Annotated in this window: 11 protein-coding genes; 2 read left to right on the top strand and 9 right to left on the bottom strand. The window is 74.2% G+C overall.

The features are described 5' to 3' along the window. Positions 1-22: 22 nt before the first annotated feature. Both ACIOGZ_RS33610 and ACIOGZ_RS33605 read right to left on the bottom strand, forming a co-directional pair. Positions 23-508, bottom strand: a complete 486-nt coding sequence (locus ACIOGZ_RS33610) for a CcdC protein domain-containing protein (RefSeq protein ID WP_400988761.1) — start codon at positions 506-508, stop codon at positions 23-25. 163 nt (positions 509-671) lie between these two features. Next, a complete protein-coding gene (locus ACIOGZ_RS33605) occupies positions 672-2,783 on the bottom strand; it encodes a DNA topoisomerase IV subunit B (protein WP_363584511.1) in 2,112 nt (703 codons plus the stop codon). Between the two features lie 537 nt (positions 2,784-3,320). Here ACIOGZ_RS33605 and ACIOGZ_RS33600 point away from each other — a divergent pair. Beyond that, entirely contained in the window at positions 3,321-3,554 is a 234-nt protein-coding gene (locus ACIOGZ_RS33600) for a hypothetical protein (RefSeq protein WP_400988759.1), read from the top strand. 193 nt (positions 3,555-3,747) lie between these two features. On the opposite strand, the gene ACIOGZ_RS33595 is transcribed toward ACIOGZ_RS33600, so the two are convergent. The 7 genes from ACIOGZ_RS33595 to ACIOGZ_RS33565 all read right to left on the bottom strand — a co-directional run bounded on the left by ACIOGZ_RS33595 (position 3,748) and on the right by ACIOGZ_RS33565 (position 13,611). Further along, positions 3,748-4,548 (bottom strand): S1 family peptidase, encoded by an 801-nt coding sequence (locus ACIOGZ_RS33595; RefSeq protein WP_400808719.1) that lies wholly within the window; start codon positions 4,546-4,548, stop codon positions 3,748-3,750. 300 nt (positions 4,549-4,848) lie between these two features. Next, on the bottom strand, positions 4,849-6,486 hold the full coding sequence (locus tag ACIOGZ_RS33590) for an RNA polymerase sigma factor (RefSeq protein WP_363584517.1): 1,638 nt from the start codon (positions 6,484-6,486) through the stop codon (positions 4,849-4,851). A 454-nt stretch (positions 6,487-6,940) separates the two neighbouring features. Then, entirely contained in the window at positions 6,941-7,873 is a 933-nt protein-coding gene (locus tag ACIOGZ_RS33585) for a FadR/GntR family transcriptional regulator (protein WP_363584519.1), read from the bottom strand. A 118-nt stretch (positions 7,874-7,991) separates the two neighbouring features. Then, a complete protein-coding gene (locus tag ACIOGZ_RS33580) occupies positions 7,992-8,915 on the bottom strand; it encodes a hypothetical protein (protein WP_400808525.1) in 924 nt (307 codons plus the stop codon). Positions 8,916-8,918: 3 nt separating this feature from the next. Then, the gene (locus ACIOGZ_RS33575; protein ID WP_400808528.1) at positions 8,919-10,394 is read right to left on the bottom strand and encodes an ATP-binding cassette domain-containing protein; all 1,476 of its coding nucleotides are present in this window, start codon (positions 10,392-10,394) and stop codon (positions 8,919-8,921) included. A gap of 228 nt (positions 10,395-10,622) precedes the next feature. Next, the gene (locus tag ACIOGZ_RS33570) at positions 10,623-11,381 is read right to left on the bottom strand and encodes an NUDIX domain-containing protein (protein WP_350880113.1); all 759 of its coding nucleotides are present in this window, start codon (positions 11,379-11,381) and stop codon (positions 10,623-10,625) included. Positions 11,382-11,487: 106 nt separating this feature from the next. After that, a complete protein-coding gene (locus ACIOGZ_RS33565; RefSeq protein WP_363630379.1) occupies positions 11,488-13,611 on the bottom strand; it encodes a glycogen debranching N-terminal domain-containing protein in 2,124 nt (707 codons plus the stop codon). A gap of 765 nt (positions 13,612-14,376) precedes the next feature. On the opposite strand from ACIOGZ_RS33565, the gene ACIOGZ_RS33560 reads away from it, so the two are divergent. Beyond that, positions 14,377-15,690 carry an alpha/beta fold hydrolase gene (locus ACIOGZ_RS33560; protein WP_400988757.1) on the top strand — a complete coding sequence of 438 codons (1,314 nt, stop codon included), beginning with the start codon at positions 14,377-14,379 and terminating at the stop codon, positions 15,688-15,690. Positions 15,691-15,708 lie beyond the last annotated feature (18 nt).

Below are 15,708 nucleotides of genomic sequence, written 5' to 3'. Positions count from 1 at the left end.
CCGGCAGGCCCCGACAGGGCGGTCAGCGCGGTACGGCGGCCTGTTGCGGCAGGTCCAGGGCCCGTGCCCGCCAGTTCACCACGAACGAGCGGGTCAGCAGCAGGACCGCCAGTCCCAGCAGCAGCGCGCTGCCCGCCTGGTGGACGTGCAGTGCCGCGCCGATGCCGTACAGGGCGAGCCGGATGGCGAGCATGCCGACCCAGGCGGCCACCGTGGCCTTGGTGCCCTTGGCCCAGACCGAGCCGTCCCCGGCCCGCCACAGCCGCACGGTCCAGCCCCAGACGGAGCCCATCGCGACCACCGCCGCCAGGCCGCACCCGACCAGGGTGGCGGACAGCGCGGTGTGCTGGTGGTCGATGAGCTGCGGGTCGCGCAGTGCGAGCACGCCGAGGATCAGCGGCAGCAGCCAGAAACGACGCTCGGTGTCCAGGCGCTGGGCGCGCATCTGGCGCTGGACCACGAGGACCATCACCGCGATGATCACGACGATGTTGACGAGGGCGGTCATCGGACTTCTCCGTCCCGACAGGAGGCTTGTACTGACCTCTCCGACGCTACGGATCCGGCGCCCCCGGTTGATCGGCGCCGGGGTGGACCACAGGTGGAACCGGCAGCACGAGGGCCCTCCACCCGTGGGTGGAGGGCCCTCGTGCCGGAAGGATCCGAAGGCCTCAGGCGTCGATGCGGGAGCGGTCCAGGGTGGCCGCCGAGTCCACGATGAACTCCTTGCGCGGGGCGACGTCGTTGCCCATCAGCAGGTCGAAGATCCGCTCGGCCTGCTCCAGGTCGCCCAGGTTGATCCGGCGCAGCGTGCGGTGGCGCGGGTCCATGGTGGTCTCGGCCAGCTGGTCGGCGTCCATCTCGCCCAGGCCCTTGTACCGCTGCACCGGCTCCTTCCAGCGCTGCCCCTTGCGCTGGAACTCCAGCAGGGTGGAGCGCAGTTCGGCGTCGGAGTAGGTGTAGTGGTACTTCTCCTGGCCGCGCTTGGGGCTGGTGAGCTCGATCCGGTGCAGCGGCGGCACGGCGGCGAAAACCCGGCCCTGCTCGACCATCGGCCGCATGTAGCGGTGGAACAGCGTCAGCAGCAGGGTGCGGATGTGCGAGCCGTCGACGTCGGCGTCGGCCATGAAGATGACCCGGCCGTAACGGGCCTGGTCGATGTCGAAGGTGCGGCCCGAACCGGCCCCTATCACCTGGATGATCGCGGCGCACTCGGTGTTCTTGAGCATGTCGCTCACCGAGGCCTTCTGCACGTTGAGGATCTTGCCGCGGATCGGCAGCAGCGCCTGGAACTCGGAGTTGCGGGCGAGCTTGGCGGTGCCGAGCGCGGAGTCGCCCTCGACGATGAAGAGCTCGCTGCGGTCGACGTCGTCACTGCGGCAGTCGGCCAGCTTGGCCGGCAGCGAGCTGGTCTCCAGCGCGGTCTTGCGGCGCTGGGCCTCCTTGTGCTGGCGGGCCGCGACCCGGGTGCGGGCGGCCGCGACGACCTTGTCCAGCACGGCCCGGGCCTGGAGCTTCTGGTCCTTCTTGGCCGAGGTGAGGAAGGCCTTGAGCTCCTTGGCGACGACGGCGGCGACGATCCGGTTGGCCGCCGAGGTGCCGAGCACCTCCTTGGTCTGGCCCTCGAACTGCGGCTCGGCGAGCCGGACGGTGACCACCGCGGTGAGGCCCTCGGTGGCGTCGTCCTTGGTGATGTCGTCCTCGGCGACGCGCAGCAGCTTGGCCGCGCGCAGCGCCTCGTTGACGGTCTTGGCCAGCGAGCGCTCGAAGCCGGTCATGTGGGTGCCGCCCTTGGGGGTGGCGATGATGTTGACGAAGGAGCGCAGGGTGGTGTCGTAACCGGCGCCCCAGCGCAGCGCGATGTCCACGCCGAGCTGCCGGGTGACCTCGGTGGGGGTCATGTGGCCGAGTTCGTCCAGGACGGGCACGGTCTCCTTGAAGGTGCCCTCTCCGCGCAGCCGCAGCACGTCGCAGACCGGCTTGTCGGGCGCCAGGAACTCGCAGAACTCGGCGATGCCGCCGTCGAAGCGGAAGACCGACTCCTCGACCTGCTCGCTCTCGGTGAGCCGCTCGTCACGCACGACGATGGTCAGGCCGGGGACGAGGAAGGCGGTCTGCCGGGCGCGGCTGTGCAGGTGCTCCAGGGAGAGCCGGGCGTCCTTGAGGAAGATCTGCCGGTCGGCCCAGTAGCGGATCCTGGTGCCGGTGCGGGCCTTGGGCACCTTGCGGGCTCTGGTCAGGCCGTTGGCGGGCTCGAAGGGCGCGTCGGGGCTGGCCTCGGTGAAGATGCCGGGGGTGCCGCGGCGGAAGCTGATCGCGTGGGTGTGTCCGCTGCGGTCGACCTCGACGTCCAGCCGGGCGGAGAGGGCGTTGACCACGGAGGCGCCGACGCCGTGCAGGCCGCCGGAGGCCGCGTAGGAGCCGCCGCCGAACTTGCCGCCGGCGTGCAGCTTGGTCATCACGACCTCGACGCCGGACAGCCCGGTCTTGGGCTCGACGTCGACCGGGATGCCGCGCCCGTTGTCGCGGACCTCGACCGAGGAGTCCGGGTGCAGCAGGACCTCGATGCGGTCGCAGTAACCGCCCAGCGCCTCGTCGACGGAGTTGTCGATGATCTCCCAGAGGCAGTGCATCAGGCCGCGGCTGTCCGTCGAGCCGATGTACATGCCGGGGCGCTTGCGGACCGCCTCCAGGCCCTCCAGGACGAGCAGGTGCCGAGCGGTGTAGTTGGAACCGTCGTCGCCGGCCAGCAGTGCGGACGGCACGGTCGTTTCGGCACTCACGCGGCACTCTCCTCGGTGAAGTTCTGTCTCATCGGTCACATCCGGACGCATCCGGACCATCCGCCAGTGCAGCACGCCGCACCGACAGTCGTCGCCCGGTGTGCTCGCACCCCTCCGCTGGGTGCACAGCACGGCGGGCCGCTCCCGCGCAGCTTGTACGCGCTGCGCGAACAAGGACCGCTCCGGTATCCGGACCCCGGGGCGCCATCTCCTCCCGGTACCACCGGTCCTGGCGGATCGTGGGGCCTGGCACAGGCTCCGGAACTGCCGTTATGCAGGCTACCGGGGCCCGGGGCGGGGCTTATGCTCCAACCCGGCAGAGGATTATGCTACGCGGACCTCGCACCCGGTCCCGATCGGGCGTTCGAGGGACGGGCGGATCCTGGGATTCGGTACGCATGAACCACCGGCCCCCGGGGCACGTCCTCATCAACACAGCAGAATCCTCAGAGAAGAAAAGCCACGAGCGGGAACGTTTTCGGCCTGGTTGGATGTTGACCCTGGTACGACAGCTCGTCGAGCTAGAGAAGAGGCGACGTGACTACTGTTCTGACACCTGCGAGCCCGCTCACCGCGGCTGACCGCTGCGACCGCTGCGGCGCCCAGGCCTACCTGCGCGTCGTACTCGCCAGCGGCGGAGAGCTGCTCTTCTGCGCCCACCACGGCCGGAAGTTCGAGCCCGAGCTCAAGAAGGTCGCCGTGGAGATACAGGACGAGAGCGGCCGTCTCAGCGGCACCGCCAACGCCACGGCCGCCGAAGAAGAGCGCTGATCCAAGGCGCCACACCAGCAGTCGGCGTCGAGCTGTGTATCCGGTCGCGCACTCCGCGCGACCGGTGAGCCGGGCGACAGGTCCCCTCGGGAACCGGTCGCCCGGCTCTGCTGTTCACGGAGACCGGCACGCTCCGCAGCGATGTGACGTCAGAACGTGACCAGTTGGTCACCGGCAACGGCCCGGGCGGCCCTCACAGCACCGAGCGCACCGCGTCCGCGACGGACGCCACCCTGGTGTAGACGCCCGGGTGGGCCGCCTCGGCGCAACCCGTCCCCCAGGAGACCAGGCCGACCAGTCGGCCGCCGACGACCAGCGGGCCGCCGCTGTCGCCCTGGCAGGCGTCCTTGCCACCCTTCTCCTCACCCGCGCACACCATGCCCCGGGCGTCGAACTTGCCGTCCGGCCCGCCCGGGTAGGCCTGCGCACAGGTCTGGTCCGCGATGATCGGCACCTCCACCCCGCGCAGCGTGGGCGAGTAGTCACCGCGCCCGGTGGTGTCGCCCCAGCCGAAGACCCGCGCGGCGGTCCCGGCCGCGTACGGCTCGGTCTCGCCCTGGCCGACCAGGTCGATCACCGGCCGGGAGTCCTGGGGGTCGGCGAGGGTGAGCACGGCGACGTCGTTCAGGTTGGCGGTGAAGGAGTAGTCGGGGTGGATCCACACCGACCGGACGGGCACCTCGCGGCCGGCCGAGCTGCGCATGTCGTCCCGGCCGATGACGGCCTTGAGGCCCGGCCGGTCCACCTTGGCGCCCCTGGACTCGTCGTAGAAGCAGTGCGCGGCCGTCACCACCTTGGTCGGCGTGACCAGCGCTCCCCCGCAGAACTGGCCGGAGCGGCCGCTGCCGAACTGCTGGCGGCTGGACAGCGCCACCACCCACGGGTGGTCGACGGTGGTCTCGGCGGTGCCGCCGACCACCCGGCGCTGCGCCCCGGCCGGACCGGCCGCGCCGAGCGCGACCAGCGGGACGGGGACGGCGGCCAGCAGCGCCAGTACGGCGGCCCGTCGGCGGCGGCCCGCACGGGCGGCCGCCGGGCTCGCCGGGGGCGGGGCGGGGGTCGGCAGGGCAGCGCGGTCCGGGTTGGGCAGCACCGTGACTCCAGTCGGCTCGGCAGCAGGCAACCGCCACAGCGTAGGTGATCGACTACGCGGTGCGACCGCTTCCCGTCGCACCGCCACCCGGACGAGGGACAACGGCCACCCGGACGCTGACCCGCCCGGGCCCGGACAGCGGCGAAGGCCCGGAGCCGTGGGGCTCCGGGCCTTCGTCACACGCTTGCCGTACCGGCCTGATCAGTCCAGGTAGTCGCGCAGCACCTGGGAACGCGACGGGTGGCGCAGCTTCGACATGGTCTTCGACTCGATCTGGCGGATGCGCTCACGGGTGACCCCGTACACCTTGCCGATCTCGTCGAGCGTCTTCGGCTGACCGTCCGTCAGGCCGAAGCGCATCGAGACCACGCCGGCCTCGCGCTCGGAGAGGGTGTCCAGCACGGAGTGCAGCTGCTCCTGGAGCAGGGTGAAGGAGACCGCGTCGGCCGGGACGACCGCCTCGGAGTCCTCGATCAGGTCACCGAACTCACTGTCGCCGTCCTCGCCGAGCGGGGTGTGCAGCGAGATCGGCTCACGGCCGTACTTCTGGACCTCGATGACCTTCTCGGGGGTCATGTCGAGTTCCTTGGCCAGCTCCTCCGGGGTGGGCTCGCGGCCCAGGTCCTGGAGCATCTGGCGCTGGACCCGGGCCAGCTTGTTGATGACCTCGACCATGTGCACCGGGATGCGGATGGTGCGGGCCTGGTCGGCCATGGCGCGGGTGATCGCCTGGCGGATCCACCAGGTGGCGTAGGTGGAGAACTTGTAGCCCTTGGTGTAGTCGAACTTCTCGACCGCACGGATCAGACCGAGGTTGCCCTCCTGGATCAGGTCCAGGAAGAGCATGCCGCGGCCGGTGTAGCGCTTGGCCAGCGAGACCACCAGGCGGAGGTTGGCCTCCAGCAGGTGGTTCTTGGCGCGGCGGCCGTCCTCGGCGATGATCTCCAGCTCGCGCTTGAGCTTGGGGGCGAGCTTGTCGGCGGCCGAGAGCTTGTCCTCGGCGAACAGACCGGCCTCGATGCGCTTGGCGAGCTCGACCTCCTGCTCGGCGTTGAGCAGCGGGACCTTGCCGATCTGCTTCAGGTAGTCCTTGACCGGGTCGGCGGTGGCACCGGCGACGGCGACCTGCTGGGCCGGCGCGTCGTCCTCGTCGTCGTCGGAGAGCACGAAGCCCTGCGACTCCTCCTCGGGCTCCGCCTCCTCGCCCGCCTTGTCGCCGGGCAGCGCGACGTCCTCGAGCAGCTCCTCCTCGCCGATGAGCTCCTCGTCGCCCTTGCCCGCCTTGGCGGCGGTCTTCTTGGCGGCGGTCTTCTTGGCCGGCGCGGCGGTCTTCTTGGCCGCGGCCTTCTTGGCCGGGGCGGCCTTCTTCGCCGCGACCGCCTTCAGCCCGGAGGCGACCCCGGTCGTCTCCGAGGTGATCTCGGCGGACACCGTGGGGGCGGACGCCGTGGCGGCCGCCACGGCCGGGGCCGCGACGGGCGCACCGGGCGCGATCCGCACGGGCGGCTTGGTCGGGGCCGTGGGGGCGGCCGGGCTCCGGGTGGTGACAGCCTTGGTGGCGGTGCGCTTGGTGGGGCTCTTGGCAGCAACGCTCTTGCGCTTGGCGCCGGCCGGTTCGGCCGCGCTGACCATGAGGTCCACCCCCTCCTCAATCAGCACCTGGTTGAGGCTGCGCATGACGTTCTTCCACTTGGTGACCGGGATCTGGTCCGCCTCGAACGCCTGGCGCACGTCGTCACCGGCGATCTGCCCCTGGGCCTTGCCCCGCTCGATGAGCGCCAGCAGAGCTGCGGACTCGGCGATCTCGGGGGGAAGCGAACGGGATGTGCTGGCCGACACGAACAACCTCTCGGACGATGAGTGGACTCGAACCCGTACCGGCCGCCCGAGCGGGCGGGGAAGGAAATCGCGCGTCGGGCGCGCGGTGTCGATTCCGACCGACTCGGGCTTGAGGACTGGGTTTGCAGGACGGCAGCAGCGCCGCGGACCAACACAGCATTGTGACATGTTGAAGTATTCCGGAGCTGCTCCCGCTCAGGAGACATCGCTGCTACTCGTCAAGTGTTACGCATGGCCTTCGTGTCGCGGGTCACACCACTCGGCGCCCGCGGCCACGGGGCCGGAATCCATCATCGCGCACTCGCACCGAAACCCGTTGTCATGGACGGGGCATCAAACGTTCGGGTCGGACCGCCGACATGCAGAAGCCCTCCGGCTGCGCCGCGCGGGTGCGGCCGGAGGGCCCTGGAGGAACGGAGGACGGACGGGGCGCCCGCTCACCGGAACGGCCCGCTCAGTGCTCCCGAGGGGCGGGGACGGACGGCTCGATCTCGGGGTGGACGGTGAGCAGCGCCCGCATCGCGGCCTCCCCCGCGGTGCCGTCGCCGGTGCCCAGCGCATCCACCAGCCTGGCGTGCAGGCTGACCGAGGACTCGGAGGCGCGCTCGCAGGAGATGGCCGGCCCGCCCGACACCTGCAGCGCGCCGGCGACGATCCCGGACAGGTGCTCCAGCATCCGGTTGCCGGCCATCTGGAGGATCAGGCCGTGCAGCTCGGCGTCGGCCCGGGCGTAGGTGGAGAGGTCGGCCTGGGCGGCGGCGTGGCCCATGATCTCGACCAGCTCGACCAGCCGCTGCTGGACGTCCTCCCGGCCGTGGCCGGCGGCGAGCCGGGCGGCCAGCGGCTCGATCGCCCAGCGGAGCTCGAACAGCTCCCGGCGCTGCTCGTCCCGCTGCGGGCCGAAGGCGCGCCACTCGATGATGTCCGGGTCCAGCAGGTTCCAGTCGGCGACCGGACGGACCCGGGTGCCGACGTTCGGCCGGGCGCTGACCAGGCCCTTGGCCTCCAGGACGCGCAGCGACTCGCGGACGACTGTGCGGGACACCTCGAACCGCTGGCCGATCTCCTCGGGCACGAGCGGACGGTCGGCGCCCAGGTCGCCGGAGACGATCATCTGGCCGAGCTGCTGGACCAGCTGGCCGTGCAGACCGCGGCCGCGGCTACTGGTGGTCTTGCGGCCGACCCGGGCGAGATCGGACTCGGCGCCCTCCCAACGGGGCGCCGGCGGAGTCGGCCGGTCGGCGTACGAGAAGCGGTCCAGATCGCCGGGGCCGTGGATGGGTCCGTCGGCGGAACGGGCGGGGGTCATGGTGGGGTGCGCAAGGGTACTCACAGCTCCTTTGTCGGCGATCGGCGGGCGCAGCTTGAGAATTCTCGTGAAAAGCACACGAAAGGGTGATCGACCGCGACTGGATAATTGACTTCTTATCAGGAAGAACCGCGCATTACGGTCACTGCTGGTCGATCTTGATGCTTCGGCGCGGCCGCCCCCTCGGCGCCCGGCGTCAGAGCGCGCGCCGCCGGACCTGCACCAGGAGCGCCGCGAGCAGCAGGACGGCCGCGGGCGCCGCCACCGCCGCGAGCAGAGCCGGATCCGTCAGCGCCGCGCTCCCAGCCACCGCCTCGTGCTCCCCGCGGTAAACCCAGCCGTAGGCCCATTCGACGCCGGACTGGAACGGCAGCAGCTCGGCCGCACGGGTCGGCCACGGCCTGCCGGTCTCCCGCAGCAGCAGCGCCACACCGGACTCCAGCAGCGGCGGCAGCGCGCACAACAGCAGCACCCCGACCGAGGCGCTGCGGGTCAGTGACGTCGTCAGCACCCCGGTCCAGCCCGCCACGACGGTCAGCAGGACGAAGGCCAGCAGGGCCGCCGGCGCCCCGTGGCCGGCCGCCAGCGCCACCGGAGCGAACACGCCCGGCAGGTCGGTCAGGCCCGGCAGGTCGGCCAGGCCGGACAGCCCGGTGGCGGCCAGCGCCTGCGACACCTGGTCCGACAAGGCCGAGGGCTCCGCCCAGGCGGCCACCGTCACCCCTCCCGGCAGCGCCAGCTGCACCGCCACCGCGTCGAGGAGCAGGGTCGCCAGCGCCAGCAGCCCCGCGACGGGACCGACCACCAGCAGCTTGGCCAGCAGCAGTCGCACCCGCCGCGGGTACGACACCTGGGAGGCCGGCAGCCCCGGGTGTCGCACCTCGTGCCCGTACGAGAGCGCGCCCAGCACGCCGGCCCCGAACGCGGCGAACGGTAGCGGGATCAGCGGTACGGCGGCGGTCAGCAGCCGCACCCCGGCCGGGACGGCCAGCGGGCCGGCCGGGGCCTGGCTCGCCAGGACGGCGGCCGTGACGGCGTCGCACAGCAGCACGGCGGCGAGCAGCAGCCAGGTGGAACGCAGGCCGCGCAGGCGGCGCAGCTCGTAGGCCAGGACACGCACGGTTCACTCGCTCCGGTGGTCGTCGGGGGTGGCGGGGCTGACGGGACCGCCGGGGGCCGGGGTCGCGGCCGGAACCTGGGCCCCGGCCGGGCGGCCGAGCCGGACGGTGTCGTCGGTCAGCAGGTCGGCGGCGCTCTCGCGGCGGCCCCTGGTCGGGTCGGGCGCGGGCCTCCCGTCGCCGACAGCGGGGCCGGGGTCGGGGTCGGGGGCCGGGGCGAGGGCCGACGCGGATCTGGCCAGGGCGCCGGGGCCGTCACGGAACAGCCGCTCCACGACGACGGTCGGGGTGGGCTCGGCGGGCTCGGCCTGGCGGGGGGTGGCGCCGAGGGCGGAGAGGGCGGTCGCGGCCGAGGCGGCCGGCAGGGCGCGGGTGGGCAGCGCCGCCTCGTCCCGGTGGTGGGCGGCCACCGGGCGGGCTTCCGGGCGGCGGGCGCCCCGGTGGCGCGGGACGGTGACGGCCTGGACGTCGGAGGCCGGTTCCTGAGCGGGCTCAGGGCCGGGTTCGGGGCCGGGTTCGGGACCCGGCTCGGCAGCGGTGGGGCCCGACTGGACACGGAGGTGGCCGGAGCGGCCCGATGCGACCGGCAGGGCGACCCGGGGCGCCGGCTGCTCGACCACCCGGTCGGCCAGCTCGTGCAGCAGGATGCCGTGGCGATAGGCGAGTTCACCGATCTCGGTACGGTCGACGCCCGCCACCGCGAGGCCCGCGCCGCCGTCCCGCCGCACCTCGGCGCCCTGACTGACCAGCAGGTCGGCCAGCCGCGCCATCTGCGGCCCGCGGACGGCCACTTCGGGGCTGAGCCTGGTCCGGCGGAACTCCGCCACCGGCTGGTCCGCCACCAGCCGGCCGCGGTCCAGCGTGATGACCCGGTCGGCGAGCTGCGCGGCCTCCTGCGGGGTGCGGGTGGTCACCAGGACCGTCCCGCCGGCGACGCCGAACGAGTGCAGGAAGGAGTGGAACCACTCGACGTTGCGCGGGGACAGGCCCTCGGTCGGCGCGTCCAGCAGCAGCGTGCCGGGGTCGCCGAGCAGGGCCGCGGCCAGGGCCAGCCGGCGGTGCATGCCGGGCGAGAAACTGCGCAGCCGCTGCCCGGCGACGGCGGCCAGCCGGGTCTGCTCCAGCAGTTCGTCGGCCCGCCGTGCGGGGGCGCCGACCGCCGCGGCCAGCATCCGCAGGTGGCCGTGCGCCTTGCGGCCCGGGTGGCCCGCCACGGCGGCCGCGCCCGGCCCGGGGCCGGGCAGCAGCACGCCGACCTCGCGCTCGGGGCGGCGCAGCCGGCGGTAGGTGCGACCGTCGAAGAGCGTGATGCCCTGGCCGCGTTCGAGTTCGAGCATCAGCCGCAGCGCGGTGGACTTGCCCGCGCCCTCGGCGCCGAGCAGCGCGGTCACCATGCCGGGCCGGGCGTCGAAGGTCAGATCGAGCACCGCGGGCGGCGCGCCCTTGCGGTAGACCTTGGTCAGTCCGGTGATCTGGATCATCGCTGCCTGCTCCCATGCCCTCGGCCGACCTGCCCGACGCGGGGCGCCCCCTGGTGTGTTGGCGCGTGCCAGCACGGCCCCGCGCCAGCACATTAGGGGCCGGTGGCGGAGATTCCGGGCATTACGGGAGCGGCGCGGGCCCGTCGGCCACCCACCTCACCCGATCAGGGGACAATCCGATCCTGCGATTCCCGGGTCGGGGGGAGTCGGCGGCGGGCCCGGGCCGGGTCAGGACTCCGGGCGCAGCATGGGCGGGTTGAGGACGGTCGCGCCGCCCGCGGTGAACAGCTGGGCGGGGCGGCCGCCCTGACGGGTCGTCGTGCCACCGGAGGGCAGCAGGAAGCCGGGGGTGCCGGTGACCTTGCGGTGGAAGTTCCGCGGGTCCAGGACCACGCCCCAGACCGCCTCGTAGACCCGGCGCAGCTCGCCGACGGTGAACTCGGTGGGGCAGAAGGCGGTGGCGAGGGAGGAGTATTCGATCTTGGAGCGGGCGCGTTCCACGCCGTCGGCGAGGATCAGCCCGTGGTCGAAGGCGAGCGGGACGCCGTCGACCGGGCTCCGGCCGAGCAGTTCGCCGACCGGGGCCCAGCGGGCACTGCTGGCGTCGCCGCCGGCCCGGGGGGTCGGCAGGTCGGGGGCGAGGACCAGGTAGGCGACGCTGACCACCCGCATCCGGGGGTCGCGCTGCGGGTGGCCGTAGGTGGCGAGCTGCTCCAGGTGGGCACCGGCCGCGCCGGGGCCGACCGCCTCGTGGCCGGGGGCGGAGTGTGCGCGCAGGCCGGTCTCCTCGGCCAGCTCCCGGGAGGCGGCCTCGGCCAGGCCCTCGTCCGGGCGGACGAAGCCGCCGGGCAGTGCCCAGTACCCCTGGAACGGCGGCTCGCCGCGTCTGACCAGCAGGGCGCAGAGCGCGTGGTCGCGCACCGTCAGCACCACCAGGTCAACCGTGACAGCGAACGGGGGGAAGGCCGACGGATCGTAGCGCGACATGGCGACGATCATAGTCGTCTCTCTGACGATAAGCACAGGCCTGTACACGGACCGCGCCCGGCCCTCCTGAGGTGTCGCCGGAGCCGGGCGGGCCCGGGCAGGGGTGTCAGCGGGCGCCCAGTTGCAGCTCCGCGGAGGCCTCCTCGACCATCGCCACGCCGATCCGGCTCACCCGGACCGAGAAGGGCTCGCCGGCGACCCGCAGGCCGGTCAGCTCCAGCTCGCCGAGCGGAGCGGTGCTGGCCGGGCGGACCAGGACCCGGCCGCCCGGCACGTCGGGGCGGACCCCGGCGAGCGCGAACACCGCGTGCGCGGCGCCGGCCGCCGAGACCGCTGCCGGGCGGCAGGCGGCCGGGTGCGGCACCGGCGGGCAGCCGGGGATCCGCTGCTCCCCCGCGTACATCTCGGGCAGCCGCCCCTCGTAGTGGGCGGCCGCGGCGAGCAGGCCCTCCAGCAGGGCGCCGGCCTCGTTCTCATGGCCGGCTTCGGCCAGCCCGGCGATCGCCAGCGCGGTCTCGTGGACCCGCACCGCGCCGCCGCGGTGGCCCAACGGGTTGAAGCGGGGGGACTTGGCGCTGAGCGTGCGCAGGCCCCAGCCGCTGTCCAGCTCCGGCGCGGCCAGGCGCTGGGCCAGCAGTCGGGTCTGTTCCCGGTCCAGCAGGCTCTCGTGCCGGCCGCCGTCGGCGGCGAGCCCGGTGTCCAGCAGGTGCACCAGGCAGGAGGCGACGGCCGGCAGCGGCTGGCCGCCCGGCGCCAGCGCGGCGGCGGGGCGTCCGCCGGAGAGGTCGTCGATCCAGAACCGCTCGCGGAAGCACCCGCGCAGTTCGGCGGCCCAACCGCGCCACTCCTCGGCGCCGGGGCGGCCGAAGGCCTCCAGCAGTTCGGCGCCGTGCAGGGCGGCGCGGTGGGCCTGCGCCTGGACCTCGGCCCGGGCAGCCACCGGGTGGGCGGCGCGGTCCTCCGCCGGGCGGCTGAGGTCGGTGACGAAGCCGTCGACCAGGCCCTCGCGGAGGGCGGCCAGGGCCCGCTCCGCGGCCGGGAGCAGGTCGGCGGTCTCCGCACGGGGCAGGCCCCAGCGCCAGGCCTCGGCCAGCACGGTGACGAACAGCAGGGTGGCCTCGGTGGCGGTGCAGGTGGGCGGCAGCTCGGGGCCGCCGTGCCGGAGGGCGCCGGGCAGCAGGCCTTCGGTGCGGCCCGGGGCGGCGGCGGGCTGCTGACGGCGGGCCAGCGCCCGGAGGGTGCCGGCGGCGAGCCGGGTGCCGAGCGGCAGGGTGAGCCGGGCGGCCCAGAGCGCGTCGGCCGGGGCGAGGCCGAAGCGCCAGGGCGCGCCGGAAGCCGGGTAGAGGTCGGTCGGGCGGTCCGGGTCGGCGAACAGCAGCCCGCCGAGGGCGTCCAGGGAGCGGGTGACCAGCAGGGCGGCCCGGGCGTCGTCGCTGCGGACCTCCGGTTGGGCCCAGGGCAGCGGCACGCCCGTGCCCCGCCCGCCGGGCGGCCGCGGGCCGGGGGCGGTGCTCTCCAGTTCGGCGCGCAGCTCGACCGACCAGCGGGCGCCGGGTTGCACCTCCAAGTCCCACCGGAGCACCCCGGCCCCGGCCAGCACCGCGTGCGGGGAGGGCTTGGCGCTGACCACCGCGCTGTGCGCCGGGCCGGCCCAGCGCAGCCCGGCGGACTGCACCTGGCCCGGCAGGTCGGCCGGGCGGTGCCCGGCGGCGATCTCGGCGACCGGGCCGAGGTCGGTGCCGAGGGCGATCTCCATCGGCAGCCGGGCGGGCCGGCCGCCGGTGTTGCGCACGATGACGGTCTCCACTCCGTCCGCGTGGCGCAGCCGCTCGACGGTGAGCGCCGGGTCCGGGTCGAGGTCGCCGGGGAGCCGGACGGCGCCGAGGAAGCGGGCCTGCGCGGTGCTGGTCAGGGCGCCCTGGAGCGGCAGCGGCTCCATGCCGCCCAGACGCAGCTCCATCCGGGCGAGCACCCGGACGCCGTTGCGGTAGAAGCCGTGCAGGCCGTGGCCGCGCAGCTGGCCGTCCGGTCCGGAGGCGGCCATCGCGGGGGCGTTGACGCAGAGCACCGCATGGTGGACGGCGGGGGGCTGCGGCCTTGGCGGGGCCGTGAGCCGACTCGGGCCGACGGGTGCCCCCGCCGGTCCGGCCGTCTGGACCTGGTCGGGACGGCCGACCGGTCTCGGCGCGCCGACCACGCTCTCGGCCGGCATGGCCTGTGGTGGCCTCATGGCGGTCACCGGACTCTCCTCCCCTCGGCGGTCCGGTGGCCTGGTCAGGCCGGTGGGCCGCGAGCACGCTCGATCGCGTGCTGATGGTGCCGGGCCGGCGGGGTGCCCCGTCGGCGGGTGTGCCGTGTCTGGCCGTACCCGGTGCCGGGCCGTGCCATGCGGTGCGCGGTACCGGGCCGGTACCGGCCCACCGCACCTTCGCGTCGGGCCCGCCGCGGTGCCCGGCGCGTCGTCAGGTCCGGTGGCCCGGACCGCCGGTGGCGCCCGACCCGTGGTCCGCGGCAGCGGCCGAGCCAGGTGACCCGAGCGGGCCCCGCACGCTCCGGTGCCCCGGCGCCGTGGCCGCCCCGCTCGGCGGGCGGTCCGCCCGGAACCTGCCGCCGGACGGCCGTCGGCCGGTCGCCGGGCCCCCGGGGTGAACGCCGCGCACCGCCTCCAGGTCACGCCCGGCGACGGGTGCGGCCCGTCGAGCCCGGCCCGCCGGGCGGTCGTGCCGCAGCCGTCGAGCCGTCACGGTCGGGCCGTCACCGGGCTGCCACCAGGGCGGCGCGGTCTCGCCGTCGGGTGGCGGCGGCAGCGTCCCGGCCCGCGGCCTGCCGTGCAACCCGCCCCGGCCCGGCATCGTATGCCTGGCCGAGTGGGCGGTGACCGTCGAACCGGTGCCCGACCGCGGTCAGGATACGGTGCGGGGGTCGCGGCGCCCGCACCCGGTGACCCCGTGAGCCGCGACCTGACCGCTGTGACCAGCAGAGACCGAGGAGTTGCATGTCCACCGTCAGCCGACTGCCCGGGATTGTTACGACCGACCACGTCTTCCAGGCCCCCCTCGACCACGCCGACCCGCAGGGCGAGCAGATCGAGGTGTACGCCCGCGAGGTGGTGGCCGCCGGCCGCGAGCAGGCCGACCTGCCCTGGCTGGTCTTCCTCCAGGGCGGGCCCGGCGGCAAGGCCGCCCGCCCGCTCGGCCGCGACGCCTGGCTGGAACGCGCCCTCGACGACTACCGGGTGCTCCTGCTCGACCAGCGCGGCACCGGTCGCTCCACGCCCGCGACCCGGCAGACCCTCGCCCGGCGCGGCGGTGCCCAGGAGCAGGCGGACTACCTGGCGCACTTCCGCGCGGACTCGATCGTGCGGGACGCCGAGCTGATCCGCCACCAGCTGCTCGGCGCGGACCGGCGCTGGAGCGTGCTCGGCCAGAGCTTCGGCGGCTTCTGCACCCTCACCTACCTCTCCTTCGCCCCCGAGGGCCTGGCCGAGGCCTTCATCACCGGCGGTCTGTCCGGCCTCGGCAGTTCGGCGGACGACGTCTACCGTGCCGCCTACCCGCGGGTGGTCCACAAGAACGAGGACCACTACGCCAGGTTCCCGCAGGACGTCGAGGCGGTACGGCGGATCGCCGCGCACCTCGCCGCCGCCCCCGCGACGCTGCCCGACGGCGGACTGCTGACCGTCGAGGCGTTCCAGGCCCTCGGGCTGATGCTCGGCGGCGGCAGCGGCTCCGGCACCCTGCACTACCTGCTGGAGGAGGCCTGGGTGGACGGCGCGACCGGCCCCGAGCTGTCCGACACCTTCCTGGCCGGTGTCCAGGCCAAGCTCTCCTTCGCGGAGGGCCCGCTGTACGCCGTGCTGCACGAGTCGATCTACGGCCAGCGCTCGGTGGACCAGGGCGGCACCGCCTGGTCTGCCGATCGGGTCCGCAAGGAGTTCCCGCAGTTCGACGCCCGGGCGGCGCTGGACTCCGGCGCACCGGTGCTGTTCACCGGGGAGATGATCTACCCCTGGATGTTCGACACCGACCCGGCGCTGCGCCCGCTGAAGGAGACCGCGGACCTGCTGGCCGCCCGCACCGACTGGCCCGACCTGTACGACCCGGCGCGGCTGGCCGCCAACACCGTCCCTGTCGTGGCGGCGGTCTACCACGACGACATGTACGTGAACACCGCCGACTCGCTGGCGACCGCCCGCGCGGTGCGCGGTCTGCGGACCTGGATCACCAACGAGTGGGAGCACGACGGCCTTCGGGCGAGCGGCGGCAAGGTGCTCGACCGCCTGATCAAGCTTGCGCACGGCGAGGCCTAGCGAAGCCCGCCCGGGCCG

The organism is Kitasatospora sp. NPDC088160 (assembly GCF_044741445.1).
Lineage (GTDB): Bacteria > Actinomycetota > Actinomycetes > Streptomycetales > Streptomycetaceae > Kitasatospora.
This window is presented reverse-complemented; position numbering and strand designations above follow the sequence as displayed.